Genomic DNA, 26567 nt, shown 5'->3' with positions numbered 1-26567 from the left:
GCGATTTCCGCTTTGCCGGACTTCGCAGGATTTCGTTCATAATTAACGCGATGATAACCATCTGGGACTAGACGCGACCGGCAATTGCTGGAGACGTGCGTGCCCATCCCGGTCAAAAGTCTGATCATCAGCTGGCGAAGCATCCTATTGTCGGTGCTTCTTAGCCTGGTCGTGGGATTGGCTGCGGTCAGTGAACCGATTGATCGCGTGGTCGAAGCCGCGATCGGCCGAATCGCTTGGCGGCCGGTGTCGAATGACATCGTCGTGGTTGCGCTCGACGACCGGACTCTCGACGAAGTCGCCGGTCGCGATTTTTCGATGACCCGGCACGCGCAGCTGGTTGATGCAATCGACGGGGCAGGCGCGAAACGCCTGTTTATCGATTTCACCTATGATCGACGCGAAAAGGACGCCGACTTTTCGTCATTGACCGCAGCGGTGAAACGGATGGGCGAGCGCGCCATCCTCGCGGTCGCGGCGAAATCGGCGCGCAGCGGCGATTCCGAGCTGGCCCGCTTTCCCAGTCCCGCCTTTGGTTCGGCGGCTCAGATCGCCTGTATCGGCTGGGAATATGAACTCTGGCAGGTTTGGCGGATACCAATCACGCTCGACGTGAACGGACGCGCCATTCCAAGCTTCTCGTCGTTGCTCGCGAACCGGCGATCGAATGAAGCCGGGGTTTATGCGTTGGACTATTCCTACAGGACGAGTTCGATCACCGAATATAGCGCCAGCGATGTCCTGTCGGGCAAGGTTTCCCGCGAACTTACCGGACGCGATGTCATTTTCGCGCCGACAGCGGCGGAATATCAGGACAATCACTATCTTCCGGGCCATGATCGCGTGCCGGGCGCCTATGTGCATGTGATCGGTGCCGAAACGCTGAAACGCGGCATGCCCGTCGACATCGGCTGGCTTCCGCACCTCGCATTCGCCGCGATCTGCCTCCTCGGCGCCGCCGCCTTCCGGCGCGCGCGCTGGTTCAATATCATCACGGCCGTGCTCGCCATTGGGCTGATCGCCAGCAAAATCTATCTGATGACGATACTGGTCAGCAGCTCGGTCGGGGCCTCGCTGTTTCTCGCTGCGGTGATCAGCGCAAATGTCTCGCGTACCAGCCGCCGCCGTTCGGCGCAGCGCGAGAATCCCGTGTCGGGCCTGCCCAATTTCGAGGCGCTGCGTTCGCAGGCCGCGTTCGGCAGCGCGACTGTCGTTGCGGCCAAAGTCGTCAATTTCGAGGATCTCGCCGCCTTCATCCCCGGCGACGGCATCGGCAAACTCGTCGAACAGGTCACCCGACGCCTTCAGCTCGCGTCGCAGGGCACGACGCTCCACCACGATCTCGACGGCACCTTCGCCTGGCTTGTGCCCTATTATCAGCACAGCCAGATCGAAGGCCAGCTCGCGGGCCTCGCCGCGCTGTTCAACGCGCCGCTGACGATCGGCGAGCTGCGCGTCGATGTCGCGATCGCCTTCGGGGTCAATGACGAGTTCGAAGGGTCGAACGCGCAGCGCCTCGCCGCGGCGCTCGTTGCAGCCGAACGTGCAATCCGCACGCGTGCGCTGTGGACCAAATATACCTCGCGCCAAAAGGAAGACGCCGGCTGGCAGCTCTCCTTCCACTCGCAGCTCGAGGATGCGCTGACCGGCGGCGACATCTGGGTCGCCTTCCAGCCGCAGTATGAAATCGCGACGAACCGGCTCGTCGGGGTCGAGGCGCTCGCGCGCTGGACGCATCCGACGCGCGGGCCCATCCCGCCCGACGAATTCATCGTCCAGGCCGAAAAGAGCCAGGACATCTATCGCCTCACCCTGTTCGTGATGGACCAGGCGATCCGTTCGGCGGCGCAGCTGCGCGAGCGCGGCCTCCATATCAACATGTCGGTCAACCTGTCGGCGAGCCTGCTCGACCATAGCGATCTTGTCGGCACGATCCGCGTGATGCTGACCGCGCATCACCTGCCGCCCGAGGTTTTGACGATCGAGATCACCGAAACCGCGCAGATCGAAAACAGCCGTCAGGCGCGCCAGACGCTCGCGCAGCTTCGCCGGACGGGCATTCGCCTGTCGATCGACGATTATGGCACCGGTCAGTCGAACCTCGAATATCTGACCGAGATCGAAGCCGACGAAATCAAGATCGACAAGCGATTCGTGATGACGATGCGCGATTCGCAGCGGAACCTCGAAGTTGTTAAATCGACGATCGACCTCGCGCATCGGCTCGGCGCCGTCGCGGTCGCCGAAGGCATCGAGGATGCCGAAACCATGGCGCTGCTCGCCAGCCTCGGCTGCGATGTCGGCCAGGGTTATCATCTTGGAAAACCGCAATTGTTTTCCGAACTTACCGCGACCCTTACCGCGCTCCCCCATAACCGCACCGCATAACTGCCAGATTGGCGGCAATGTTTATAGTTAAGACTCGATTTACCTTACTAATTAAGGTATATGCTCCGTTAACTGTTCCGTATGGGCAGTGCCAACAGGAGATCTGAAATGGGTTGGTTTTGGAAATTTCTGGGTGGCGGCGGCACCGGCAACGGTGGCGGTCAGGCCTAACTCGGAAACAAATTAAGGACAGGGCTCCGGCATCGCCGGGGCCCTTTCTTTTTGTCCGGCGCCGATCTGTGCGGCGCCGTGCGAAACCCGCCCGCGCCCTCGTCGCTTCGCGCTTCGGCGCCAACGTGACATCGCGGCAAGCCCTTCTTCCCGATCGAAAAAATTTCGGGCCGCCACCCATATCCGCTGCTTGCCGCGCAAACCCGCGGAAAGGCTGGCGCTGCGCCCGTGGCGCGAGCATCTGGGGCGACGAGACGAATCAAATTATCGACGAGTTGAGTCCCCGAACTGTCATTTACCGTCTTGCATCGTCGCGCCGACGTGGCACTATAGGTGGTGGGTCAACCACGGGGGCACCCCAATAAATTGTATCAGGCTGTAAGTGGCGGATTTCCGTCGTCCATTGCATATGGACCCGGAAAAACCCTGACTGCGCCCAAAAAAAGTGCCCCGTGGACGGGTTTAGATGCTAGGATCGGGGCTTCGCCCTGAGTCGAACAAGACAGGAACAAGCGCACCCATGTGCGCGGTCAGATCGGGGGCGAATGCAATGGATTTTCGGGAAAGCGAACGGGTGGAGACGAGCGACGTGGCGACGATGGAACTGGCGAAGAATGACGCTCCAGCGGCAAGTGAGTCGAAGGATGATTCGGCGCCCGTGAAGCTGAACGACGGCGGCGAGGCGAAGGTCCACGCGCGCCGGTTCGCCATCGTCACCGATGCGAGCCGCGACGCGCTGCTCACCGATTTCGGCAAGGAAACGCTGCAGGACCGCTATCTGCTTCCCGGCGAATCCTATCAGGATCTCTTCGCGCGCGTCGCCGACGCCTATGCCGACGATCAGGATCATGCGCAGCGCCTCTACGACTATATCTCGAAGCTGTGGTTCATGCCCGCGACCCCCGTGCTGTCGAACGGCGGCACCGGCCGCGGCCTGCCGATCAGCTGCTATCTGAACTCGGTCGACGACAGCCTCGAGGGTATCGTCGGCACGTGGAACGAGAATGTCTGGCTCGCCAGCCGCGGCGGCGGCATCGGCACCTATTGGGGCGCGGTGCGCGGCATCGGCGAACCCGTGGGCCTCAACGGCAAGACCAGCGGCATCATTCCCTTCGTCCGCGTGATGGACAGCCTCACGCTCGCGATTTCGCAGGGCTCGCTCCGCCGCGGTTCGGCCGCCTGCTATCTCGACGTCTCGCATCCCGAGATCGAGGAGTTTCTCGAGGTGCGCAAGCCGTCGGGCGACTTCAACCGCAAGGCGCTCAACCTCCACCACGGCGTCCTCATCACCGACGAGTTCATGGAGGCCGTCCGCGACGGCGCCGAATTCAACCTGCGCAGCCCCAAGGACCAGAGCGTCCGCGGCACCGTCGACGCGCGCTCGCTCTTCCAGAAGCTCGTCGAAACGCGCCTCGCGACCGGCGAGCCCTACATCATCTTCATCGATCAGGTGAACCGCATGATGCCCAAGCATCATCGCGACCTCGGGCTCAAGGTCACCACCTCGAACCTCTGCTCGGAAATCACCCTCCCCACCGGCCGCGACCATCTCGGCAACGATCGCACCGCGGTCTGCTGCCTCTCGTCGCTCAATCTCGAAACCTGGGACGAGTGGAACGGCGACAAATTGTTCATCGAGGATGTCATGCGCATGCTCGACAATGTCCTCCAGGACTATATCGACCGCGCCCCGCCCGAAATGGCGCGCGCCAAATATAGCGCTAGCCGCGAACGCTCGGTCGGCCTCGGCGTCATGGGCTTCCACAGCTTCCTCCAGGCGCGCGGCCTGCCGTTCGAGGGCGCGATGGCGAAATCGTCGAACCTGCGCGTTTTCAAGCATATCCGCGCGCAGGTCGATCAGGCGTCGATGCTGCTCGCCAACGAGCGCGGCCCCTGCCCCGACGCCGCCGATCAGGGCGTGATGGAGCGCTTCAGCTGCAAGATGGCGATCGCGCCGACCGCGTCGATCTCGATCATCTGCGGCGGCACCAGCGCGTGCATCGAGCCGATCCCCGCGAACATCTACACGCACAAGACGCTCTCGGGCAGCTTCTCGATCCGCAACCCGCACCTCGAAGCCCTGCTCGTCGACAAGGCGAAGAACAGCGACGCGGTGTGGAACTCGATCCTCGAACGCGGCGGCAGCGTCCAGCACCTCGACTTCCTGTCGCAGGACGAGAAGGATTGCTACAAGACGAGCTTCGAGATCGACCAGCGCTGGCTGCTCGAGCTCGCCGCCGACCGCACGCCGTACATCGATCAGGCGGCATCGCTGAACCTGTTCATCCCGGCGGACGTCGAGAAATGGGATCTGCTCATGCTCCACTATCGCGCGTGGGAACTCGGCATCAAATCGCTCTATTATCTCCGCTCGAAGTCGGTCCAGCGCGCCGGCTTCGCGGGCGGGGTCGAGGCCGACAACACGCCCGAGGCCGCGAAATTCGAACTCGCGACCACCGATTATGACGAGTGTCTCGCGTGCCAGTGAGGACTGGCCGATGAACAAGAACGCCGGTTGCACCCTGGCGGCCATCGGGGCGGCAGTGGTTGTGCTGCTGGTTGTACTGATCGGATACCCGCAATACCGCGTCTATTCGCAGCGGCTGGCCGGTGAGGCCGCCTTGGCCGAAGCGCAATCGTCGCGGCAGGTCGCAATCCTCGAGGCGCGCGCCAAGAAGGAAAGCGCCATCTCGCTCGCCGAGGCCGAGGTCATCCGTGCCAAGGGCGCGGCCGAAGCGAACGCGATCCTGCAGAACAGCCTCGGCGGCCCCGAAGGCTATCTGCGCTATTTGCAAATCCAGGCGCTCGAATCGTCGCGTGCCTCGCTGATCTATGTCCCGACCGAGGGCGGCCTTCCCGTTACCGAAGCCCGCCGCCTCGCCCCCCAATAACCGCCTGTCTCAAGGAAGTCCGCCATGCCGCTGTTAGAAGCCCGCAAGACCTACAAGCCCTTCGAATATCCCTGGGCGTTCGATTTCTGGAAGCGCCAGCAGCAGATCCACTGGGTTCCGGAGGAAGTGCCGCTGGGCGAGGATTGCCGCGACTGGGCGCAAAAGATCAGCGACCATGAACGCAACCTGCTCACGCAGATTTTCCGCTTCTTCACCCAGGCCGATATCGAGGTGCAGGATTGCTACCACGAAAAATATGGCAGCGTGTTCAAGCCGACCGAGATCAAGATGATGCTGACCGCGTTCAGCAACATGGAGACGGTGCACATCGCGGCGTACAGCCACCTGCTCGACACCATCGGCATGCCCGAGAGCGAATATGGCATGTTCCTCGAATATGACGAGATGCGCGCCAAGCACGACTATATGGGCACCTTCGGCGTCGAGAATGACGAGGATATCGCGCGCACCCTCGCGATGTTCGGCGGCTTTACCGAGGGGCTTCAGCTCTTCGCCAGCTTCGCGATGCTGATGAACTTCCCGCGCTTCAACAAGATGAAGGGCATGGGCCAGATCGTCAGCTGGTCGATCCGCGACGAAAGCCTCCACTGCGAAGGCATCATCAAGCTGTTCCACACCTTCACCAAGGAACGCGACTGCCTGACCAAGGCGGTGAGGGAAGACATCATCGACACCTGCCAGAAAACGGTGCGGCTCGAGGATGCGTTCATCGACCTCGCGTTCGAACAGGGCCCCGTCCCCGGCATGACGCCCAAGGAGATCAAGCGCTACATCCGCTACATCGCCGACTGGCGCCTGGGCCAGCTCGGCTTCCAGCCGATCTACATGATCGACGAACACCCCCTCCCCTGGCTCGCCCCGCTCTTGAACGGCGTCGAGCACGCCAACTTCTTCGAAACGCGCGCGACCGAATACAGCAAGGGCGCGACGCGCGGCGACTGGAACACCGTCTGGACCAGCTTCGACAGCCGCAAGAAGGCCAGGACCAGCGAAGACGCCGCCCCCGCGGGCAACGCCGAAAACGACGGCGAAGACATGTTCGCCAAAGCCGGCATCGCCGCAGAGTAAGCGACTCCAAACCCCTCCCGCTTGCGGGAGGGGCAGCAAGACTTGGGAGCTTGCTCCCTAGTCGCCGCGGGGAGGGCACAGGCGCCACCCCCACGACACAGAACAAGAAGTCAGAGGCCAAAATGACCGAAAAGAAACCCAAACTCCTGATCCTCAGCCAGCCGCAGCGCGCGAGCCTCGAAGGCCTCTCGAACCGCCGCCCCCAACTCCCCACCGACCCCGTGCGCGACGAACTCGTCACGCTGGGTCTGGTGGTCAAACAGGGCGCCAAATGGGCGCTGACCCCGCAGGGCAAGAAGGTGCTGGCGGCGAACTCGAACCGGCGCAATGCTGGGGGGTTTTCGGTTTAATCTCCATCTTTACACAAAGTCAAAAGACCGGCATCGAAAAGGATAATGAAAACGAAAATAGAGGGGGAGGATGGTGGAGTTCCTTGAGACTAGAAGGAGCGATTCTTTTGCGCGCCTGAGTCGCCTGCGAGAGGATTTGGCAACGCGTTTGAGCGAAGTTGATCCACCCGATAGCGAACCGGGCCTGTGCATTTACGCCACTGGATCTTTAGCCCGTTTGGAAGCCAATCCGGCTTCCGACTTGGATGCGTTTTTCTTTTTGACTGGAAGCGCCAACGACAAGTGCTTGTCGAGAATACGCGACGTGAAAATCCTCAATTCTGTTATAGTAGCCAGCAAAGAAGCAGATTTCCCTGACTTTTCAAACGACGGGGAATATTTGAAGTTCCTACATATAAATGACGTGGTAGAACATATTGGCGGAAGAGAGGACGACTATCACAACGCCCTCACTGCACGAATGCTCCTTCTTTTAGAAAGCAAATACATATACAATGAATCCCTATTCGATGAATTTAGATATCAAGTAATAAATAGATACTTTACCGATTTCCATAGCCATAATGAAGACTTCAAACCGATATTTTTGCTTAACGATGTTTTGAGGTTCTGGAGAACCCTCTGCTTGAACTATGAAAACGGGCGCGAGTGGCGTAGCGCAGATGAAGAAAAGCGCGCCAAAGGCCACCTATCAAACCTAAAACTAAGATTCAGCCGCCTCAACATATGCTTCAGCTTCATTGCATTGCTAATGTCTTTTGGCCCTGCGGTTTCGCAAGATAACGTAATGGAAGTGTGCCGCACCACTCCACTAGATCGACTTCGAGCGATTTCAACCAAGTCGCCGAATCTAGCGCCTAACATTGAGGGCCTGCTGGCTGAGTACGCTTGGTTCCTTGAGGCTGTTGGAAAGCCAAAGGCTGAAGTTCTATCTTGGATTTCAGATAGATCAAATCGAGACGTAGCCTTCTCTCATGGAAGAAAATTTGTCTCAAATATGTATTCTGTTGTTCATCACATTGCTGAAGAGAATAAATACTTAAGGTATTTGGTCATTTAACATGAGATATTTTTTGTTTATGACCATTGAAGACCCCACTTTGGCGAACTTTCTGAATCTTGCGATCTTTGCGCTTAACCCGGAAGAAAAATGGGAAGCTCATGTGACTTTGGCAGGACCATTTTCGTCAACCAGAAACCTTCCCAAGAAGCGCGCTTATGTAAAAAAGGTCTCAGTTCTAGGTGCGGGAAATTTTTTCGAGCATGGGCAAAACACCGTCTTCCTGAGAATTGGAGCTGCTGATCTAGTGGAAGTATGGAGCAAGCCTGACTATCCCTACAACCCGCATTTAACACTGTACGATGGATCAAACGCAAAGCTTGCATCGATGCTCTATCAAGAACTTAGCGGTAGCAGAGTTTTTCTTAAATTTTTTGTATCAAAACTCGTAGTCGCATCATCTATAAAAGGACAATCTAGCCCCATATTTCTTAGGAGTCCGATAAATTTTCAGTCTCTTTTTCTGACTAGGAATTTGAGTTGGAGAGATATCCGGAATTTGGACGACAAAGATCGAATTAATATTGCCGTAGAAGCTCTGTCAAAGGCAACTGAATACTGTAAATCCATTTAGATTATTTCACCCGTATTTTCGACGTAGCTTCAATGCACCGTAACCGACCCCATCATACCAGAATTACGGTGGACGAAATCCCAAACTGCCGAGACGCTGGATCAAGTCGGGCGAGTCACTTGCCTTATCCGCGGTAACGACGCTGGATAAACTTCGCGCCTTCGCGCGAAACCAATCACCACCCCGCGCACGCACCCCCAAATCCTATTTCGCACACCCCACCAAAAAAACCCCTTTCCTACATTATCCGGCCATGCTCCAAACTGGCAGATGAGCCACATCGCCCCCATCCCCGCGCCCGGCGCGACCCTCGCCCCCACAGCCGATGCCGTCCCCGCGCTCGACGCGCACGGCCACGATCCCGCCGCTTACGAATGGGTGCCGGTGCTGAAAAAGCGCCGCAAGGACGGCTGGTCGCCCGACAAACAGCGCGCCTTCATCGAGGCGCTGGCCGACAGCGGCTCGGTCGCCACCGCCGCGCGCTGCGTCGATATGTCCGAATCCTCCGCCTATCGCCTGCGCCGCGCGCCGGGGGCGGAGGCGTTCGACCGCGCCTGGTCGGCGGCGATCGATGCTGCGTCGAAGAAATTGCTCGACGCCGCCTTCGAACGCGCGCTGGTCGGCACCGACGAGCCGGTGTTCGACCGCGACGGCAACCGCGTCGGCCGCCGCCTGCGCCAGAGCGACCGCTTGCTGATGTTCCTGCTGCGCGCCTATGGCCCCGACCGGTTTCGCGAGGCGGGCCCCGACCGCATCACCGCCCCCGCCGCCACACCGGTGGCCGAGGCACTGGTCCATCTGCACCCCGAACCGCCCGCCGCGCCCGCCGCGCTGATGGCCCCCGCCGATCTCGCGGTCGCGCTGGAGGTGGCCGATCTGTGCGGCGGGGCGCTGCCGCACTGGTATCGCGACGCAGCAAGCGACGACGCCCCAAGTGAAGACGAGCGCGGCGAAGCGGTCCCGGCCCCCGCGGCGATACCGGCGCGGGACGCGTCATAAGGCTGAACTTCGCTGAACTTTGGACCCGCCGGTCGGCCGACCCGCCCCCCTCAATGCACCGTAACCGGCCGCACCCCGCCGCTCGCGCGCGCCGCGGCGAACATCACCCCGTCGCGCACCACTTCGGGCGGGTCTTCGAGCATATAGAGCTTCACCAGCTCGCGCGCGACCTCGCTGTCGTCGTCGACGACCAGCCGGAGCGAGTGCAGCCCCGTCTCGCCGCGCGTCACCACCACGCCCTTCACCAGAACGAGCGGCCAGCGCGCGCTGCCGCCGCGATACAGCGTCACCCCGTCGTGGCGCAGATAGGCGCCGCGCCGCCGCCACATGCCGAAAACATAGCCCCACACCGTCAGCACCGCGGCAATGCCGATCAGCAACAGCGGCTGCCCGAAGATCATGTACCGCAGCGCATCGATGGGATCGCCCTCCCAGTTCAGCCGCGCCGCCAGCACGCCGAGCAGCACCGCGCACGCGAATTGCCACCCCACCAGGGGCGCGGCGCGCAGCCGCGCGATCACCACCATCTTCCGGTCCCCGTTCGTCATCGCGGCCTAGATAGGAAGTGCAACCGCGCCGCGCCAGTCCGGCGGCTCGCGGAAAGGCGCCGCGCGAACGCCTGTCGCGCCTTGGCAGCTTTGGGGTGGAAAGCGGACAAAGTTGAAAGCCGGCTGCCTCTAAAAAGAAGCGTGCCGACGAACTGATTCCTCATAACTTTTAATCGCGGCCGATAATTCGAGCTTCCTTCGCGCAAATGCGCGGCTCCTTAGGAATGCGATTGCGGTGAAAGTCAGACCTACGCCGCCGACGGTGCCGTCAAATCCGCCCAGTTTCGAGTAAAAATAGGCTTCGCCGACAATGCCGATAAGCGCCGTTGCCCATGCGGCCCAAATCATGAAGCGCTCTCGTTGCCACGAAATCGGCTCTTCTGGTCGGCCACTCCGAGGATTACTTACATAGCCCTCGAACCCGAACAATGATGTCACGATCTTGAACATGGCTTTGAACTAACCGAGACCATGCATGTCCGCAATCGGTCGGACCCTGCCGCCGCGTCGCCGCGTTTCCCCGTGAATCCTGCGAACATCCCTGCGCCCGATGCAGCCTTCGCCATCCCCGCCCGTTGACCCGCTATCGAGGGGGCACAGGAGACAGATCATGGAATGGACCCTCATGACGATCCTCGGCCCGATCCTGCTCGCCGCCGTGCTCGCCTGGGCGATGCTCAACAACCGCCGCAGCCGCGCCGAGAAACAGCGCACCGAGGAAGCGACGCGCATCCGCCGCGAACAGGAGGACCGCGACCAGAAGGCGCGCGAGGCGGAGGGCGGCGCGGCCTGACCCGCCCCCTCGCGCCGCGCCTCCGCCGGGGCTAAACGCCCCGGCCGCGCGGCGAACCGCTGCCGGGAACCGCGGCGCCATGCTATGATGCGCGGCGAAAGGAGAAAGCCCATGCAGGCCGTAACCGAAGGCGACCGCCGCAAGGAGGTGAAGATCCTCCTCGACCGGATCCGGGCGCATCCCGAGCGCGACTGGAGCGAAGCGCGCCGCCGCATCGCGACGCTCAACAAGCTGATCGTCGCCCCGCCGCGCGCGCATACGCACTAGCCGAGGGCATTTATCGAGAGGAGCGGTGGGGCCTCAGCCTCCGTCTCGCGCCCCCCCCCTCGCCATTCGTCGCCCGCGAGCGGCCGCTCGTCGCATTCGGGCGCGGCGCGATGCAACGACCGGAGTTCGCGCCGGTTTCTCCGTCGAAGGCATCGTCGCCGCCCTCTTCCCCCCCCCCCCGGGGCGTCGACGATGCCGACCCATCATGGAGAGAGAGATGCGCAAGCCCCCCGCTCTTGGCGCGCTAGCCCTTTTGGCGGCCGCCCCCGCCCTTCTCGCCGCAACCCCCGCGCTGGCCCAGGCCACGTCCGCCGCGTCCGCGTCCGATGCCGCGATCGGCCGCGACGGCGTCGCGAACGTCAACCTTGTCGGCAAGGTCGGGCTGGGCGGCAATGCCGCGGTTCAGGACGCGACCGACCCCGTCGGCGGCATGGTCGATCAGGTCGATGGCGCGGTGCAGAAAAGCGTCGATGCCGCGAACCTGACCCTCGCGACGCGCGAACAGGTGCGCGCCGGCGCCGAGCTTTACGGCACCGACGGCAACAGCGTCGGCACGGTGCAGAGCGTCGAGGGCGACACCGCGGTCGTCGTCCGCGGCGGCAAGCTCTACAATGTGCCGCTCGCCGAAATCTATCATGGCGCCGTCGGCGCCACCCACGGGCTTGTCACCAAGCTGTCGCAGGCCGAAATCCAGGCGCGCACGACCGCCGAGGTCGAATCGCGCTGACCCCACAAGCCGCGGCGACCTCCCGCACGGAGAGATGTCGCCGCGCGCTGGGGGAGCCGGGTGCACCTGGCTCCCCGCCCGACAGATTTTGAAGAGACCGCATCGCGTCCGCGATCGGGGAGGGAGCCGGAATGCCGGCTCCCTTTCGCCGTTTCAGCCGCCGCCGTTTCAGCCGCCCGGAAATCGCGGCCCTGCGGTCACGTCGATCGCGGTGTCGCCGCCCGTCGGGATCACGGTGCGGCCGAACCACACATAGCGCGCCGTCGGCTGCGTCAGGTCCCGGTCGTATCGCGCCGCGACCGCTGCCGGGTCATAGCCCATCCACGCCAACGTCGCGGGAAAGATCTGGCTCGTCGAATGCCCCCTGCGCGGCGCCCCGGCATGGCGCGCCGCCTCGCCGGCGGGCAGGAAGGCGAGCAGCGGCACGCGAAACTCGTCGGCCACCGCCTCGCGGCTGCAATGCGGCAGCGCGCCGGGGGTCAGATTCTGCCCATGGTCCGATGTGTAGACGATCGCCACCGTCTCGCGGTCGACCCCCGCCAGCAATCGCGCAAAGAAACGGCGCTTCGACCATGAAAGCGCGGCATCATATTGCCGTCGCACCGGGCTGTCCGCCGCGATCGCGCCTTCGGGATAATGGTCGCGATACTGGAAATGGACCCCGCGCAGCACCGCAAAGGTGAAGCTGCGCCCGCCGCCCTTCATCGCGGCATTGAGCGCATCGGCGATCTTCAGGTCGGTGTCGATCCCGCCCGGCATCGGCCGGTAATCGTCGATCAGCGCGCGCTCGGGCGGCAGCATCAGATTCTGCGGCGCCCCCGACGTCTGCCCGTCGATCAGCAGCGTCCGGTATCCCGCCGCCTGGGCATAGGCCCAGATCGACGGCGTCGCGCGAAGATCCGTCGCCGCCGACACGCGCCGCACATCGACCCCCGACCGCAGCGCGACCTGCGCCGGCGCGCTGCAATGCCCCATCGCCGCCGCGATCCCGAAATCGCTGTGCGGCACATGGGCGATCGTCGGCGCGATCAGCCGGCGGAACGGCGCCTCGGCGACGCTCTCGTCGATCACCCAGACGATATGCCGCGGCGTGTCGGCGCGGGCTGCGGGCTTCAGCGTCACCGGCGCGCGCGCCGGCGGCGGCGGCGCGGTGGCGAGGTCCCAGCCGAGCCCGTAAAGATTGCGTTCGGCGGCTTCCGGCCACACCGCGGCGTGGCGATAGAGCGCGCCCGGCACGACAAGCAGGATCGGCAGCATCGCCGTGATCGCGCGCCCCCACGGCATCGTCGCCGCGCCGCGCGCCAGCCTCCGCGCCGCGACGAACAGCGCCAGCGCCGCCGCGACCTGCGCCGCGACCCACAGCAATTCGGCGCCGAACTCGCCGGCGGCATTGCCCGCCTGCGCCGTCTCGGCGAGCAGCCATGCCAGCGAGCCCGCATCGAGCAGCGCGCCGACGATCTGGCTATAGCCAAGGTTGATCAGGATCGAGCCGCCCGCGAGCGTCAGCAGCGCCGCCGCCCAGCGGCGCGGAAACAGAAACAGCGCCGCCATCAGGATCGCCGCCTGAAACGCCAGGAACAGAAAGGCGGTCAGCGCGCTTTGCGGATCGCCCGCCGCAAGGCGATAGGCAACGCTTTGCGTCAGCTGGAACCGGTTCGCGATCGCATATCCGGCGCCGAACAGCAGCGTCGCCGCGATCAGCCGCCACCGGCGGCCGCGCGGCCGCGTTTCTTGTCCCCCCTGTGCCATCGCGTGGCACCCTAAAGCCGGGACGTTCAAAATTCACATAGGAAAATGGCCCGCCCCAGGGGAAAGGGCGGGCCAGTTCGGTGCCGGCGCGCCCGATTGCGCCTCCGGCCCTCTGTTGTTCGCGGGCTCGGCTATTCGGCTTCCTCGAACAGGTCGATCGCGTTGGCGGCGTTCGCCGACAGGCGCACCGTGTCGCCTTCGACCGCGGCGACCAGGCCTGCGGGCAGATAATGATGCTTGCCATCGACGCTGTCGGCCTTGGTCAGCTTGATGCGTTCGCCTTCGAGATGGTCGACGGTGCCGAGATGGACGCCGTCGGCGCCCACGACATTCATATCTTCCTTGATCGCGCTATGGTCATGCTCTGCCATGGTCATTCTCCTTGCCGCTCCGGGGAGGGAGCCTGCCGATCATACGCATGGAATCCGAGTCGGCTCCATAGAGCAGGACAGGGCGCCCGAAAGCCGCGCCGGCTTTCCAAACGGCAGCCGCGAGGCTAGCCTCCGCCCATGCGCCTTCTCCTCTCCGCCGCCGGCCTCGTACTCTTCGCCGCGCCGCTTCCCGCCCTCGCCTGCTCGGTTGCGCCGGGCTATCGCGTGCCGACCAACTTGGAACTCGTCGAACGCAGCGAGCTCATCCTGCTCGCCACCGTCGCCCCCGGCGATGTCGAACGCGGCAGCGACGAAGAACCGACGATCGCGATCGAACCCGTCGCGGCGCTGAAGGGCGCGATGCCCTCGACCCCGATCGCCCTCTCCGCGATGATCGCGACCGGCGACGAGGTGCAGCTCAGCAATCCCTATGAACTCAGGGACGCGCACCCGCAAAGCTTTGCCGGCGCGTGCACGCGCTATGCCTTTCCCAGCGGATCGCGCGTGCTCTTCTTCCTCGACCGGGACGAGGGCCAGTGGCGCGGCGCCGGCGGCGCGTTCAGCCGCTGGGCCGAGGATGTGCTGACCGATGACGCGCCGTGGCTGCAGGCGGTGCGCTTCTACATCGAGGTCGCAAGCCTGCCGGCGGACGAGCGCCTCGCCGCGCTGGCCGCGCGCCGCGACGAGCTCGGCGCGCTCGGCGACGATCCTGTCGCGCAACTGGTCGCGGCGGACATCGGCCGCCAGATGGCAGGCCCGAACGCCGCGCTGCGCGGCGAACGCCCCGCGCCGCCGGACGGCGACGCCGCGACGGCCTCCGACGACGCCGAACCCGCCGCCCCCGGCCCCGAAGCCTGACGCCGATGCGGCTGCCGACCTATGTCTACAGCCTGATCTACCCCGCCTTCCTCGGCAGCTTCCTCTACGGCTCGCTGACCGCACCGTTCCCCGACGCGCTGCACGTCTGGGCCGCGCTGCTGATGCTCCTCTATTTCGGCGCCCAATATGGCGAGGGCGCGATCGCGGCTTTCCCCGGCGCCGACGGCGTGCCGCGCTATGGCGCGCCCGAAGCCGCGGTCGATCTTGCCGAAACGCTCGCGATGACGGCGATCATGGCGGCGCTCGGCGTGTTCGGCGGCGCCCCGACGGGGCTCGTCGGGCGTCTGTTCGACGCGGGCAACGACCGCGACCACTGGCTCTGGATGGCGCTCGCCTTCGCGCTGCCGCCGATCATGCGCGTCGCGCTGTCGATCGTCGGCCGCGCGCCCGACCGGCGCAGCCACGATGTCAAGGCGCACGCACGGTTGACCCTGCTCTCGCTCTCCGCTGCCGCAGGCGCGATCATCGGGCTCGTCGTCAATCCGGTCGCGGGGCTCGTCGTGATCAGCCTCGCGCTCGGCGTCTATCTTGTCGCCTTCATCTTCAAACCCGCGCTCGGCCGCGGCACGGTGCACGAGGCGCTGTGGGGAACCCCCGGCGAGGATTAGGGCGGCGGCGAGGCCCTTCGCTCAGGGCGCCCCGCGCGGTTCGTCGTCGTCGACCCCGCCGGGGCCGAGTTCGTCCTCCTCATCGTCGTCGCTGCGTTCGCCGCGATAGGCATCCATGTCGATGCGGCCCGACCGCTCCATCTGGCGCATATGGTCGACCAGATCCTGCACATCGTCATTCGCGTCGCCGCTGCGCTTCTTGTCGCTGTCCTCCAGCCGCGCCTCGCCCCGTGCGGCGGCCGCGACGCTCTGCGCCTGCGCCTCCTCATCGTCCTGCTCGCGGTTGCGAGCCTCGGGGGCATCTGCTTGGGGCTTGCGGGAATCGTCGATCATGGCCGGCTCCTTTCAGGGGGTGGCCGGAAAACGCGCAGGTCGGCGCCGACGTTCCTCAGGCGGCCGCCGCCAGCACCTTATTCTCGATCACGCGAATGAAAACCTCGGGATCCTGCGCGCCGGGAACCAGCATCCGCCCGCCGAGGATGAAGGCGGGCACGCCGGTGATATTCCGGTCCGCCCAATAGGCTTCCTCGGTGCGCACCATTTCGCCGAATTCGCCCGAGCCCAGAATCGCGGCCGCGCGCGCGCGGTCGAGCCCGACCGACGTCGCGATATCGGCGAGTACCTGCATGTCGCCGACATCGCGGTTGTCGGTAAAATGCGCCTGGAACAAAGCCAGCTTCAGCGCGGTCTGAACGCCGGTCGGTCCTTCCTGTTCGGGTTCCTCGATCGCTCCCGCCCAGGTCAGCAGGCGGTGCGCGTCGAAACTGTTGCGCATCCGGAAATCCGGACCGCGGTTGAAGGTGAAACCCAGCTCGCCCGCGATGGCGGCGAGCCGCCCCGTGTTCGCGCGGCTCTGTTCGGCGCTGATGCCATATTTGCGCATCACATGGCTTGCCGCATCCTCGCCTTCGGGCGGCATGTCGGGATTGAGCTCGAACGGATGCCACTGGACGCGAAAGTCCAGCCGGCCCGCGAAATGATCGATCACCTTGCGGAATTTCAGCCAGCCGATGATGCACCAGGGGCACATCACGTCGGACACGATATCGACGCTGAGGCGCGGCACGCGCGGTTCGGTCACAATTCTTCTCCTGCCGGCGCGCGCCGCCGCGCTCAGTCGGAGCGACGATCCTTGTCCGTTCGCCGGTCGCCCTTGCGACGATCCGGCCCATTGTAATTCGGGTCTTCGGCGACGCGGCGGTTGCCCGCCCGCCGGTCCGTACTCGACCTCTTGTCCTCTTCGCTCGTCATACGCTTCCTCCCCACCACAAAGGAAAACAGAAGCGACCCGGCCCCCAGTAACTCACATAATGGTTAAAAAGACAAGCAACGCCGGAATTCCGGCGATTATGGACGGGTCGGCTTTGGGGGTAGAAAGCGGACATAGCTTTTGCGCTTGGGAGTGCCTTCAATCAAAGCCCAGATTGATTGAGAAGCGTCAGCACCTTCGGCCATTTCTGGTACTCGCTCCACCCTCTCAGGGTTTTTCCGTCTGCGGGCCTAACCGCCCCCATGTCAGCGCCGCGAGAAATGAGCAATAGCGCAACCTCTTCATCTGAAATGTTGAAAAGGACATGTTCTCCTTCATTGTCCTTGAAGTCTGGATTGGCTCCAGCGTCCAACAGCAGTTTCGCGACGCCAGCGTCACTCACCTGCCACAAGACGCTATCGCAGTAGCCGTTTTGGCAATGCTCGATGTTTGCTCCCGCAGCCAATAGCAGCCGTATAACTGCTCTGCGATCGGTGGTGGCAGGATGCTTTTCGTCATTGCTCATCAAACCGTTGGCAGCTTCAAAGAGTGGAGGGTCGATTGGAGTGCGACTACCGTTATCTCCGTTCGGGTTCGCCCCCAGTCGGAGCATGTCGCTAACAATCTGGGGGTCTGCGTTCGCAGCCGCACTCGTTAGAAGCTTTGTTGCGAAGGCGCGGTCAATCCCACTGGAATTCTGCGGCTGATACAAAGCGTCGTACGCGGCGTGATTATCTGAATCCACTGCCTCCTGCAGCGCGCTCTTCCGCTGCGCTGCGTCCGCGATCCCTCCGTTAGCAATCAGCCATTTGATCGCATCGCGATGTCCTTCGTAGATTGCTGTTCTTAGTGGGCTCGGCCCTTCCGCGAGAAAAACCGGAGCCCCCAAATCCTTCAAGCGCTGCATCGTCCGCACGTCGTTGCGCTCGGCCGCAGCGTCCATGAGTTCGAGCCCCAACGTACCCGCGAAGTCAGCGCCCTCTTCTTGAAGCATCGGGATGACCTGCGGTGTCCCCTTGATCCAGCGATCAGTTCCCGCTGCCGTATCAATTGCATCTTGAAGCGCTGTCACCGACGCAGGCATCCCCGCTTTCTTGCCGACATAGTCGACGAGCGATTTCTTGCCGTTGCCAGTATCAATCGTCACCACATAGGTTGGGTTGTCAGTAACCTCCGCTCGATACTCATCGCGGAGGGAGAAGAATCGAGCTTCTTCGAATTGTGCCAGAAGTTGGTCGATCACCTGTGGCTCTACGGTCGTCTCGTGAGTGCCGGGGACTCGGACGCCACTTTCTGTCGAGTTTGCGCGATGAACATTCGCTACGTCATCGAGGGCGAGATGTGGCGCGGTTTCAAAAACCACGCGACCGCTTCCTGTGATTGTGACCTTGTAATCTGGACAAGATCCAAAGCAGGCAGTCCTTTGGAGGCTGATTACAAGCTTATCCCTGTTAACATCGGGAAAGGGAGCGCTCAAGAAATGGCAGGCGCTTAGCGACAAACTGCAAATTCCAATCAAGATGGCTCGCAAATTTGCACTCCTACACTTCATTCGCGCTCGCTTGCTTATCAAACAAATGACGAATGTCCGCACTAATACCCTGCCCCTGCCGCCGCATCGACCGGCGGCCGCGACAGCACCCACCAGCTGCCGATCATCAGCAGGACCGACAATGCCTCGACGATCATGCCCTGCACGATGCCGAAGTTGGTCGGGTCGCCCATCGCGACGCCGATCAGCCGTCCCGCCAGCGCGGTGCCATAAAGCGCCGCGGGCACCAGCAACGCGCGTACCCACGCCGGGACCAGCGCGCCGAGCGCCGCAGCGCCCGCCGAGACGAGAAAGAAGGACGACAGATCGGCGCGCAGCGTGTTGATCGCGACGCCGCTGATCGTGAAGCCGAAGGTCTCGGTATAGCTCGCCGGGTCCAACAACCCGCGCGCGCCGACGATGCCAAAGAACAGCGCCCACAGCAGGACGGCGCCGCGCAAGACCATATTGACCATCATTCTTCTCCCCTGTTTGCGCAGCAGGCTGCGGCATCGGGGCGAAAAGTTCAATCTATTCCGCTGCGAACGTCTCTTCGATCCAGCCGCCGCCAAGCACGCGCGCGCTGTCGGCCGGGTCGTACAGCACCGCCGCCTGCCCGGGCGCAACGCCATATTCGGCCGCGGCAAAGATCAGCCGGTCGCCCGCCACCCGCGCCGGCACCGGCTTCGCCATGCTGCGCACTTTCGCCAGAACCTCGCGCCCCTCGACCGCGGCGAGCCAGTTCGCCTCGCCGAGCCGCGCGCCCGAAACGCCAAGCGCGCGCCGCGGCCCGACGATCACTTCCTTCTTCGCCGCATCGAGCCGCACCACATAAAGCGGCTCGGCCTGCCCGCCGATCTCGATCCCGCGCCGTTGCCCGACCGTATAGTGGATCAGCCCCTTGTGCGCGCCGAGCACATGGCCGTCGACATGGACGATCGCCCCCTGGTCGTCGGCCTCGGGGCGCAGCTTCTTCACCAGCGTCGCATAGTCGCCGTCTGGGACGAAACAGATGTCCTGGCTGTCGGGCTTGCTGGCGACGCCAAGGCCCAGTTCGCGCGCGATCTCGCGCACAACGCTCTTCTCCATTCCGCCCAGCGGAAAGCGCAGGAAGTCGAGCTGGTCCTGCGTCGTCGCGAACAGGAAATAGCTCTGGTCGCGCGCCGGATCGACCGCGCGGTGCAACTCGGCGCCCGCGGGCCCCATCACGCGCCGGACATAATGGCCGGTCGCAAGGCAGTCGGCGCCCAGATCCTTCGCAAGGGCGAACAGGTCGGTGAACTTCACCCCCATGTTGCAGCGCACGCAGGGGATCGGCGTCCGTCCGGCGAGATATTCGTCGGCGAACTGGTCGATCACCGTGTCGCGGAACCGGCTTTCATGGTCATAGACATGATGCGCGAAGCCCAGCCGGTCGGCGACCGCGCGCGCGTCGCGAATGTCCTGCCCGGCGCAGCAGGCGCCGACGCGCTTCGCCTTGGCGCCGTGATCGTAGAGCTGCAGCGTCACGCCGATCACTTCGGCGCCCGATCGCGCGGCGAGCGCGGCGACGACGCTCGAGTCGACTCCGCCGGACATGGCAACGACGATTCGCCGGTCCTTCAGCGGCTCGGCCAGCTGAAAGTCGGCCCGGGCGAGCCCGGCGGGGGTGGAAATCGTCTCGATCATGGTCGGCGCCATCTAGGGATGCGGAGGGCAAAATGCCAGCTTTTCCGCGCACCCTGTCAAGATATTGACGCGGGTTAAGCTTCGCTAACAGGTGCTGAAACAGGCATTTACGGGACTTTAGCTCCTCTCGCGTAGACGAGTCGCATGAACCTTGACCCGTCCGATCTTCCGCGCATCGCCGGTGCGGCCCGATTGTCGAAGCCCGGCTTCGACATCATTCTGGCCGTCTCCAGCACGCGTCAGGCGACGCTGCCGACGGTGCGCCACTTGCGGGCGCAGGCGCAGCGCGATCGCCATGCGGCAAAGCTTAATGCGCTGCGCAGCATCCTCTGCGGCAGGCGCGGTTCGGCGGAACAAAAAGCTCCGTCCGTCGTTCGCTTTCTCGATTTGTCGGAGGATGCGAACGCCCTGCCCGAAACTATGAACGACCTGTTTACCAGAGGATTTCAGCCGATGTTGAATCCCTCTGTTCTAGAGCAAGAAGCGTCGGACACACCCCCCTCCGACGTTGCAAATATGGAATGAAGCATGATCGAGAATCAGAAAATCCGTCCCGCACAGGTCATCGGCCCCTTGGGCGAACCGCTGACGCTGGACTCGCTGCCCCCGCCCTCGACGACCCGCTGGGTCGTGCGTCGCAAGGCAGAGGTCGTCGCGGCCGTCAACGGCGGGCTCCTGTCCGTCGATGAAGCGTGCGAACGCTATGGGCTGACCCTCGAGGAATTTGCCAGCTGGCAACGGTCGATCGACCGCAGCGGCATGCCCGGGCTGCGCGTGACGCGCATCCAGCACTACCGCGACCTTTACGAGCGCCAACAGCGCTTCTGACGGGCCGCGGGACCGGACCAGGCATGAAGGAGGGCGCTTCGGGCGCCCTCTTTTTTTATCCGCAGCGGCTGGACAGGTGACGGGAGCGCCCGCTACCGGCGCGCCATGTCTATCACCGCGACGATCATGAACACCGCCACCGGCCAGCCGATCCAGAAGATGAGCTTCGGCCGCATGCCCAAGCCCTGGGCCAGCTTCAACCTCGCGACCGGCGAGCTGGTCACCGCCGAGCGCATCGACGTCACGCCGCCCGCGCCGGGCAAGTTCGCGGCGACGGTTCAGGTGTGGGTGAAGGTCAAAACAGGGGCCTGACCGCCCCGCTCCAATAAAAACCCATTATTTCCCAACAGCTTGACAATTTTGTTGCAACCCAAACGTTCATCCCGCGTTAAGCCCCCGAGTCAACTTTGGGAGTCACTCAATATGCGCAAGATGTTCATCACCCTCGCCGCCACCTCGGCCCTCGCTCTCGGCGCCTGCCAGAGCCCCGCTGCCGACAAGGTCGAGGATCAGGCCGAGGCCCAGGCCGAAGCCATCGACGATCAGGCCGACGCCATGCCCGAAGGCGCGGCAAAGGACGCCATGGAAAACAAGGCTGACGTCGTCGAGGAAATGGGCGAGGAAAAGGCCAACGCGATGGACGACAACGGCGAGATCGCCCCGTCCGAAAGCGGCGTCGGCGACACGCAGACGAAATAAGGGCTGCCTTCCCTAAAGGGCAGGGCGAAGGGCGCCGGTTTGTTCCGGCGCCCTTTGTTTTGCGCGCGATATATTCGGGCCATCCTGTGATCGCCGTCACCGCCGCGTCCTGCCATCAGGGTTAACACCGGATTCGGGACGTGCACCCGCTTTCAGCGACCGCTTTACGGACCACCCTTCCGCCGTCCCAAGCGACCCGGGGCGGCGGGAGGGACTAGCCGTTCGCCCGTTCGAGCGCCTTGAGCACATCATGGACGCCCGGCGCGTCCGCGTCCGCCCGCAACGTGTCAAGACCTGCGGCGACATCGAAACGATAGTCGGCCACCCCGGCGGTTTCGCCTGCCCAGGTCGCGCCGAGCGCCTTGACGAGGCGCCGCGCCGCCGCATTTTCGGACAGCATATGCACGTCGAGTTCGACCAGCCCCTCGGCGCGGCAATGGACGAGCAGCGCCGCCGTCATCATTCGCGCGAGCCCCTGCCCGTGAAATTCGTCGAGCACCGCGACCGAGAACTCGCCCACCGGCCCGTCGGCGCGATGCCGTACCGCATGTACGGCGCCGATCGCCGGCCGATCGGGGCATGAACTGCAGATTGCCCCCCATGCGATATGATTGTGTCCATCGACGTCGACGAGGCGGTCGATGACCGCGTCGGGCAACGTCGCCGCCGGCGAAAAGAAGCGCAGATAGCGCGACTCGGCCGACAATCTGGCGATGCCTTCGCGGATCAGCGGGGCATCGTCGGGGGTGATCGTGCGCAGGCACACCGCGGTGCCGTCGTTCAGCCGGCTGTGCACCGCGATATCCTCGATCCGCGGCGGCCTTTTCCCCGCCCGCTGCCTGTCCGTGCCGGTCATCGCAGTCTCCCGATGCGCCGACGATAGGCAAGACAGGTCATCACCGCAATCGCCTGCACCGCCAAGCCCTCAGCAATTTCCCCGGCCGCGATCGGTGAAATGTTGAAAGCGGTTGGGGCTTAACTTCGCTATTGTTGCATCCCCAAGTCCGAAAGGTTGCACCTCTGTGATCCATGCCCACCCGGACAACAGCCTATCCTACGAGGTGCTCGGCGACCGGCTGGCGCGGCTGCGCCAGGCGCGGGGATATAGCAAGACCGATCTCGCCGACCGGCTCGGCGTCACCGTGACCTCGATCTGCTATTGGGAACAGGGCCGCTCGCGCCCGCGGCTCGCGCGGCTTCAGGCGCTCGCCGATCTCCTCGGCACCTCGCCGACCGAGCTTCTGAGCCGCGACACTCCGCCGAGCGGCGACCATCTCGCCGATCTCGTCAGCCGGATGCGCGCCGAAATCGCTTATGCTGCGGGCACCACCCCGTCGAAAGTGCGCATCACGATCGAAATGTAGGCCGCCCCGCCTCTACAGCCGGTCGATGCGCAGCCAGCGCCGGTCGCCGAGCCACGCCTTCGACAGCGCCTTGCCCGCCGCCGCAGCCTCGAGCCGCTTCCCCTGCATCGCCTCGCTGCGCTGGAGGCCATAGAGCGCCCAGCCATTGTTCGGCGTCTGCGCCAGCGCGCCGCGGAACGCCTCGCTCGCCTCGCCATAGCGCCGCTGCCGGAACAGCGCGGCGCCGAGCGACTGCCGGACCGGGAAATACCAATAGGCGGGCTCCTGATAAGGCAGCTTGTCCTCGATCGCGATCGCCTGGCGATAGAGCCCGGCCGCCTCGTCATACCGCCCCTCCCCCGCGGCAAGGCGCCCGCGCGCGACCGCTTCGGCGAGCAGCACCAGGTCGGGGCCCGGCACGCCCTGATCGACCATCGCCTGGAACGCGCCCGACGTGCGCAGCGTCGCCATCGCCGCCAGTTCGCCGTCGAACCCCTTGCGATCGCGCAGCCGCGCAAAGGCGACGGCCCGCGCGTAATGGCGCATCGCGGCCGGATAGGGCAGCCGCGCGTCGGGTGCGGGCATCGCCAGGATCGCCTTCGGCTCGGCGAACTGCGCCATCGCGAAATAAGGCGCGGCGTCGATCGACTGGATCCACGCGATCGCCGCCGACGTGTCGGGGTCGAGCAAGGTCCGCAGCCGCCGCGCCTCCTCGATCGCGGTGCGAAGGTCGCCCGCCATCTGCGCCGAGGTCACGATGAAATGGACATTGTGCGGATAATAGCCATAGCGCACGAGCCCCTGATCGCCCGCATCGCGGATATAGGCCTCGTCGGCGCGCGCCGCCGCGACATTGACGCGGATCGAATCGGCATGGCGCCCGCGCCGCTGATAGATATGCCCCGGCATATGGACGAGGTGCGCCGCGCTCGGCGCCAGCGGGTTCGCCAGCCGGTCGGCCGCCGCCTCGGCGCGCGCCGGATCGCTCGCCTCGACGAGGTGGATATAGAGATGGTTCGCCTGCACATGATCGGGGTTGCGTGCGAGCACGCCCTCGACCAGCCGCACCGCTTCGCCGCTCCGCCCGATCGGCGTCCGCTTATCCGCCTCCCAATAATTCCACGGCGTCGTGTCCATCGCCGCCTCGGCCGCAAGCACCGCGACATTGTCGTCGCCCGGAAAGCGGCGCGCGACCTCCAGCATCGCGTCGGCATAGGCGGCGTCGAGCGCCGCGCGATCCTGCTCCGCCGCACGCGAATAGCGCAGCGCCACCGCCTCGATCAGCGCGCGCTCCATCGGCGTCGCCTCCGCGCGCAGCGCCATCGCGCGGTCCATCGCACCCAGCGCCGCCGCCCGGTCGCGGTCGTCCATCGGCGCGTTGATGTTCGGCCCCAGCGCCACCGCCTCGCCCCACCAGCACATCGCGCATTCGGGGTCGAGCCGCTGCGCCTCGCGGAACGAGCGCACCGCGCCCGCATGGTTGAAGCCATAGGACATCAGCAGTCCCTGGCTGAAATAGCGCCGCGCCTGTGCATCGCGCGTCGTCACCGGAAAGGGCGATGTCCCCAGGTCGGGATAGAGCGCGATCGTCCGCCCCGCGCTCGCCGGCGCCGCGACCGCCGCCGCGATCAGCAGCTCGTTCGCCAGCATCGACCCCGCGCGCCGCGCGCCGCACGACAGGCTCGCGATCCGGCTCGGGTCGAGCGCGTCGAGCGCCGCCGCCGAAAAGCCCGCAGGCGGTGTGAAACTCGCGGCCGACAGCCCGATGCCGAGGGCCGCGGCGATCTGGAACGGATGACGCATGACAATTCCCCTTCCCCAGGGTGAACCGAAGCAGCGTGCCGTCCTTACCACGAAAGCCGGGGCGCCCAAAACCCCGGACTTTTCCCCATTTCGCGGACGATAGGGGAAAGAGGGTCAGGCCCTGACCCTAGGCATCATCCCCCATCCGCAGCGCGGCGATGAACGCCTCCTGCGGAATGTTCACATTCCCATATTCGCGCATCCGCTTCTTGCCCTCTTTCTGCTTTTCGAGGAGCTTCTTCTTGCGGGTCGCGTCGCCGCCATAGCATTTGGCGGTCACGTCCTTGCGCAGCGCGGCGATGGTTTCGCGGGCGATCACCTTGCCGCCGATCGCCGCCTGGATCGGGATCTTGAACATGTGGCGCGGGATCAGGTCCTTCAGCCGCTCGCACATGCCGCGGCCGCGGCTTTCGGCGCTGCCGCGGTGGACGATCATGCTCAGCGCGTCGACCGGCTCGTTGTTGACGAGGATGCTCATCTTGACGAGGTCGCCGGGGCGGTGGCCGATCTGGTGATAGTCGAACGACGCATAACCGCGGCTGATGCTCTTCAGCCGGTCGTAAAAGTCGAACACCACTTCGTTGAGCGGCAGTTCATAGGTGATCTGCGCGCGGCCGCCCACATAAGTGAGGTTCTTCTGCACCCCGCGGCGGTCCTGGCACAGCTTCAGGATCGGGCCCAGATATTCGTCGGGGACATAGATCACCGCCTCGATCCACGGCTCCTCGATCTCGTCGATGCGGTTGGGGTCGGGCATGTCGGCGGGGTTGTGGAGCTCGATCTCCTTCGCCGCCTCATTCTTGGTATGACCCAGCTTCAGCTTGTAGACCACCGACGGCGCGGTGGTGATCAGGTCGAGGTCATATTCGCGGGTCAGCCGCTCCTGGATGATCTCGAGGTGGAGGAGCCCCAGGAAGCCGCAGCGGAAGCCGAAACCGAGCGCGGCGCTGCTTTCCATCTCGAAGCTGAAGCTCGCATCGTTCAGCCGCAGCTTCTGGATGCTCTCGCGCAATTTCTCGAAATCATTGGCATCGGTCGGGAACAGGCCGCAGAAGACGACCGGCTGGACTTCCTTGAACCCCGGCAGCGGCGTCGCGGCGGGTTTCTTGGCATCGGTCACCGTGTCGCCGACGCGCGCCTGCGCGACGTCCTTGATCTGCGCGGTGATGAAGCCGATCTCGCCGGCGCCGATCTCGGTCAGCTCCTCGCGCTTGGGCGTGAAACAGCCGACGCGGTCGATCAGATGGGTGGTGCCCGCCTGCATGAACTTGATCTGCTGCCCTTTTTTCAGCACGCCGTCGATCACGCGGATCAAAATTACAACACCCAGATAGGGGTCGTACCAGCTGTCGACGAGCATCGCGACGAGCGGCGCGGCGGCGTCGCCCTTCGGCGGCGGAATTTTGGTGACGATCGCTTCCAGCGCTTCCTCGATGCCGATCCCCGCCTTGGCGGACGCGAGCACCGCGTCGTCGGCGGGCAGCCCGATGATGTCCTCGATCTCGGCCTTCACCTTGTCGACGTCGGCCGCGGGCAGGTCGATCTTGTTGATCACCGGCACGATCTCGTGATCATGCTCGATCGACTGATAGACGTTGGCGAGCGTCTGCGCCTCGACCCCCTGCGCCGCATCGACGACGAGCAACGCGCCCTCGCACGCCGCGAGGCTGCGCGACACTTCATAGGCGAAGTCGACGTGACCGGGCGTGTCCATCAGGTTCAGCTGATAGGTTTCGCCGTCGTGCGCCTTGTATTTCAGGCGCACCGTCTGCGCCTTGATCGTGATCCCGCGCTCCTTCTCGATGTCCATATTATCAAGGACTTGCGCCGACATCTCGCGCGCGGTCAGCCCGCCGGTGAACTGGATCAGCCGGTCGGCGAGCGTCGACTTGCCATGGTCGATGTGCGCGATGATCGAAAAATTGCGAATATGCGAAAGGGGAGTCGTCATCGGGCGCCGTTAGCAGCGGAAAGCCGCGCTG

At 64.1% G+C, this 26567-nt stretch carries 30 protein-coding genes; 18 read left to right on the top strand and 12 right to left on the bottom strand.

What is annotated here, in order from left to right; genetic code table 11:
• The first annotated feature begins 153 nt into the window (after positions 1 to 153).
• The 8 genes from HDC29_RS14325 to HDC29_RS14290 all read left to right on the top strand — a co-directional run bounded on the left by HDC29_RS14325 (position 154) and on the right by HDC29_RS14290 (position 9522).
• Positions 154 to 2388 carry an EAL domain-containing protein gene (locus HDC29_RS14325; protein ID WP_373562809.1) on the top strand — a complete coding sequence of 745 codons (2235 nt, stop codon included), beginning with the start codon at positions 154 to 156 and terminating at the stop codon, positions 2386 to 2388.
• Between the two features lie 721 nt (positions 2389 to 3109).
• On the top strand, positions 3110 to 5047 hold the full coding sequence (locus HDC29_RS14320; protein WP_179498643.1) for a ribonucleoside-diphosphate reductase subunit alpha: 1938 nt from the start codon (positions 3110 to 3112) through the stop codon (positions 5045 to 5047).
• Between the two features lie 10 nt (positions 5048 to 5057).
• The gene (locus HDC29_RS14315; protein WP_179498641.1) at positions 5058 to 5450 is read left to right on the top strand and encodes a membrane protease subunit; all 393 of its coding nucleotides are present in this window, start codon (positions 5058 to 5060) and stop codon (positions 5448 to 5450) included.
• A 24-nt stretch (positions 5451 to 5474) separates the two neighbouring features.
• Positions 5475 to 6539, top strand: a complete 1065-nt coding sequence (locus tag HDC29_RS14310) for a ribonucleotide-diphosphate reductase subunit beta (protein WP_179498639.1) — start codon at positions 5475 to 5477, stop codon at positions 6537 to 6539.
• Between the two features lie 122 nt (positions 6540 to 6661).
• Positions 6662 to 6889, top strand: coding sequence for a hypothetical protein (locus HDC29_RS14305; RefSeq protein WP_179498637.1), 228 nt, complete (start codon positions 6662 to 6664; stop codon positions 6887 to 6889).
• Positions 6890 to 6959: 70 nt separating this feature from the next.
• A complete protein-coding gene (locus tag HDC29_RS14300) occupies positions 6960 to 7949 on the top strand; it encodes a hypothetical protein (RefSeq protein WP_179498635.1) in 990 nt (329 codons plus the stop codon).
• A 19-nt stretch (positions 7950 to 7968) separates the two neighbouring features.
• Positions 7969 to 8523: a hypothetical protein gene (locus tag HDC29_RS14295; RefSeq protein WP_179498633.1), complete on the top strand. Its 555-nt coding sequence runs from the start codon at positions 7969 to 7971 to the stop codon at positions 8521 to 8523.
• A gap of 270 nt (positions 8524 to 8793) precedes the next feature.
• Positions 8794 to 9522: a hypothetical protein gene (locus HDC29_RS14290; RefSeq protein ID WP_179498616.1), complete on the top strand. Its 729-nt coding sequence runs from the start codon at positions 8794 to 8796 to the stop codon at positions 9520 to 9522.
• A 50-nt stretch (positions 9523 to 9572) separates the two neighbouring features.
• Here the strand turns inward: HDC29_RS14290 and HDC29_RS14285 are convergent, their stop codons facing one another.
• Positions 9573 to 10070 (bottom strand): hypothetical protein, encoded by a 498-nt coding sequence (locus HDC29_RS14285; RefSeq protein WP_179498614.1) that lies wholly within the window; start codon positions 10068 to 10070, stop codon positions 9573 to 9575.
• Positions 10071 to 10199: 129 nt separating this feature from the next.
• Complete coding sequence (locus HDC29_RS14280) at positions 10200 to 10520, bottom strand: hypothetical protein (RefSeq protein ID WP_179498612.1); 321 nt, start codon at positions 10518 to 10520, stop codon at positions 10200 to 10202.
• 160 nt (positions 10521 to 10680) lie between these two features.
• On the opposite strand from HDC29_RS14280, the gene HDC29_RS14275 reads away from it, so the two are divergent.
• From HDC29_RS14275 to HDC29_RS14265, 3 genes are all read left to right on the top strand, one after another.
• Positions 10681 to 10863: a hypothetical protein gene (locus tag HDC29_RS14275; protein ID WP_179498610.1), complete on the top strand. Its 183-nt coding sequence runs from the start codon at positions 10681 to 10683 to the stop codon at positions 10861 to 10863.
• 111 nt (positions 10864 to 10974) lie between these two features.
• Positions 10975 to 11130 carry a hypothetical protein gene (locus HDC29_RS14270; protein ID WP_179498608.1) on the top strand — a complete coding sequence of 52 codons (156 nt, stop codon included), beginning with the start codon at positions 10975 to 10977 and terminating at the stop codon, positions 11128 to 11130.
• Between the two features lie 217 nt (positions 11131 to 11347).
• Complete coding sequence (locus HDC29_RS14265) at positions 11348 to 11857, top strand: hypothetical protein (RefSeq protein ID WP_179498606.1); 510 nt, start codon at positions 11348 to 11350, stop codon at positions 11855 to 11857.
• Between the two features lie 168 nt (positions 11858 to 12025).
• Here the strand turns inward: HDC29_RS14265 and HDC29_RS14260 are convergent, their stop codons facing one another.
• Positions 12026 to 13606, bottom strand: a complete 1581-nt coding sequence (locus HDC29_RS14260) for a sulfatase-like hydrolase/transferase (RefSeq protein WP_179498604.1) — start codon at positions 13604 to 13606, stop codon at positions 12026 to 12028.
• Between the two features lie 131 nt (positions 13607 to 13737).
• Entirely contained in the window at positions 13738 to 13977 is a 240-nt protein-coding gene (locus HDC29_RS14255) for a DUF2171 domain-containing protein (RefSeq protein WP_179498602.1), read from the bottom strand.
• Between the two features lie 138 nt (positions 13978 to 14115).
• Here HDC29_RS14255 and HDC29_RS14250 point away from each other — a divergent pair, with 138 nt between their 5' ends.
• Positions 14116 to 14835, top strand: coding sequence for a hypothetical protein (locus HDC29_RS14250; protein ID WP_179498600.1), 720 nt, complete (start codon positions 14116 to 14118; stop codon positions 14833 to 14835).
• Positions 14836 to 14840: 5 nt separating this feature from the next.
• On the top strand, positions 14841 to 15464 hold the full coding sequence (locus HDC29_RS14245; RefSeq protein WP_179498598.1) for a hypothetical protein: 624 nt from the start codon (positions 14841 to 14843) through the stop codon (positions 15462 to 15464).
• 21 nt (positions 15465 to 15485) lie between these two features.
• Here the strand turns inward: HDC29_RS14245 and HDC29_RS14240 are convergent, their stop codons facing one another.
• From HDC29_RS14240 to mnmA, 5 genes are all read right to left on the bottom strand, one after another.
• Positions 15486 to 15797 carry a hypothetical protein gene (locus tag HDC29_RS14240; protein ID WP_179498596.1) on the bottom strand — a complete coding sequence of 104 codons (312 nt, stop codon included), beginning with the start codon at positions 15795 to 15797 and terminating at the stop codon, positions 15486 to 15488.
• A 55-nt stretch (positions 15798 to 15852) separates the two neighbouring features.
• On the bottom strand, positions 15853 to 16545 hold the full coding sequence (locus tag HDC29_RS14235; RefSeq protein ID WP_179498594.1) for a DsbA family oxidoreductase: 693 nt from the start codon (positions 16543 to 16545) through the stop codon (positions 15853 to 15855).
• Between the two features lie 331 nt (positions 16546 to 16876).
• Positions 16877 to 18265, bottom strand: coding sequence for a DUF6438 domain-containing protein (locus tag HDC29_RS14230; protein ID WP_257018286.1), 1389 nt, complete (start codon positions 18263 to 18265; stop codon positions 16877 to 16879).
• A 41-nt stretch (positions 18266 to 18306) separates the two neighbouring features.
• Positions 18307 to 18723, bottom strand: a complete 417-nt coding sequence (locus HDC29_RS14225) for a hypothetical protein (RefSeq protein ID WP_257018285.1) — start codon at positions 18721 to 18723, stop codon at positions 18307 to 18309.
• 52 nt (positions 18724 to 18775) lie between these two features.
• Positions 18776 to 19912 (bottom strand): tRNA 2-thiouridine(34) synthase MnmA, encoded by a 1137-nt coding sequence (gene mnmA, locus HDC29_RS14220; protein WP_373562808.1) that lies wholly within the window; start codon positions 19910 to 19912, stop codon positions 18776 to 18778.
• 144 nt (positions 19913 to 20056) lie between these two features.
• Between mnmA and HDC29_RS14215 the strand changes: the two genes are divergently transcribed.
• The 4 genes from HDC29_RS14215 (at position 20057) to HDC29_RS14200 (ending at position 21439) form a co-directional block, all read left to right on the top strand.
• Positions 20057 to 20437, top strand: a complete 381-nt coding sequence (locus HDC29_RS14215) for a hypothetical protein (RefSeq protein WP_179498588.1) — start codon at positions 20057 to 20059, stop codon at positions 20435 to 20437.
• A gap of 3 nt (positions 20438 to 20440) precedes the next feature.
• Positions 20441 to 20740, top strand: a complete 300-nt coding sequence (locus HDC29_RS14210; RefSeq protein ID WP_179498586.1) for a DUF1153 domain-containing protein — start codon at positions 20441 to 20443, stop codon at positions 20738 to 20740.
• Between the two features lie 105 nt (positions 20741 to 20845).
• Complete coding sequence (locus tag HDC29_RS14205) at positions 20846 to 21052, top strand: hypothetical protein (protein WP_179498584.1); 207 nt, start codon at positions 20846 to 20848, stop codon at positions 21050 to 21052.
• Between the two features lie 111 nt (positions 21053 to 21163).
• Entirely contained in the window at positions 21164 to 21439 is a 276-nt protein-coding gene (locus HDC29_RS14200; protein ID WP_179498582.1) for a hypothetical protein, read from the top strand.
• Positions 21440 to 21653: 214 nt separating this feature from the next.
• Here the strand turns inward: HDC29_RS14200 and HDC29_RS14195 are convergent, their stop codons facing one another.
• Entirely contained in the window at positions 21654 to 22295 is a 642-nt protein-coding gene (locus tag HDC29_RS14195; protein ID WP_179498580.1) for a GNAT family N-acetyltransferase, read from the bottom strand.
• Positions 22296 to 22461: 166 nt separating this feature from the next.
• Between HDC29_RS14195 and HDC29_RS14190 the strand changes: the two genes are divergently transcribed.
• The gene (locus HDC29_RS14190) at positions 22462 to 22803 is read left to right on the top strand and encodes a helix-turn-helix domain-containing protein (protein ID WP_179498578.1); all 342 of its coding nucleotides are present in this window, start codon (positions 22462 to 22464) and stop codon (positions 22801 to 22803) included.
• 12 nt (positions 22804 to 22815) lie between these two features.
• Here HDC29_RS14190 and HDC29_RS14185 read toward each other — a convergent pair whose 3' ends face one another.
• Both HDC29_RS14185 and lepA read right to left on the bottom strand, forming a co-directional pair.
• Positions 22816 to 24585 carry a hypothetical protein gene (locus HDC29_RS14185; RefSeq protein ID WP_179498576.1) on the bottom strand — a complete coding sequence of 590 codons (1770 nt, stop codon included), beginning with the start codon at positions 24583 to 24585 and terminating at the stop codon, positions 22816 to 22818.
• 127 nt (positions 24586 to 24712) lie between these two features.
• Positions 24713 to 26536, bottom strand: a complete 1824-nt coding sequence (gene lepA / locus HDC29_RS14180; RefSeq protein WP_179498574.1) for a translation elongation factor 4 — start codon at positions 26534 to 26536, stop codon at positions 24713 to 24715.
• Between the last annotated feature and the right edge of the window lie 31 nt (positions 26537 to 26567).

The sequence above is a fragment of the Sphingopyxis sp. JAI108 genome (assembly GCF_013410105.1).
GTDB classification, from domain to species: domain Bacteria; phylum Pseudomonadota; class Alphaproteobacteria; order Sphingomonadales; family Sphingomonadaceae; genus Sphingopyxis; species Sphingopyxis chilensis.
This window is presented reverse-complemented; position numbering and strand designations above follow the sequence as displayed.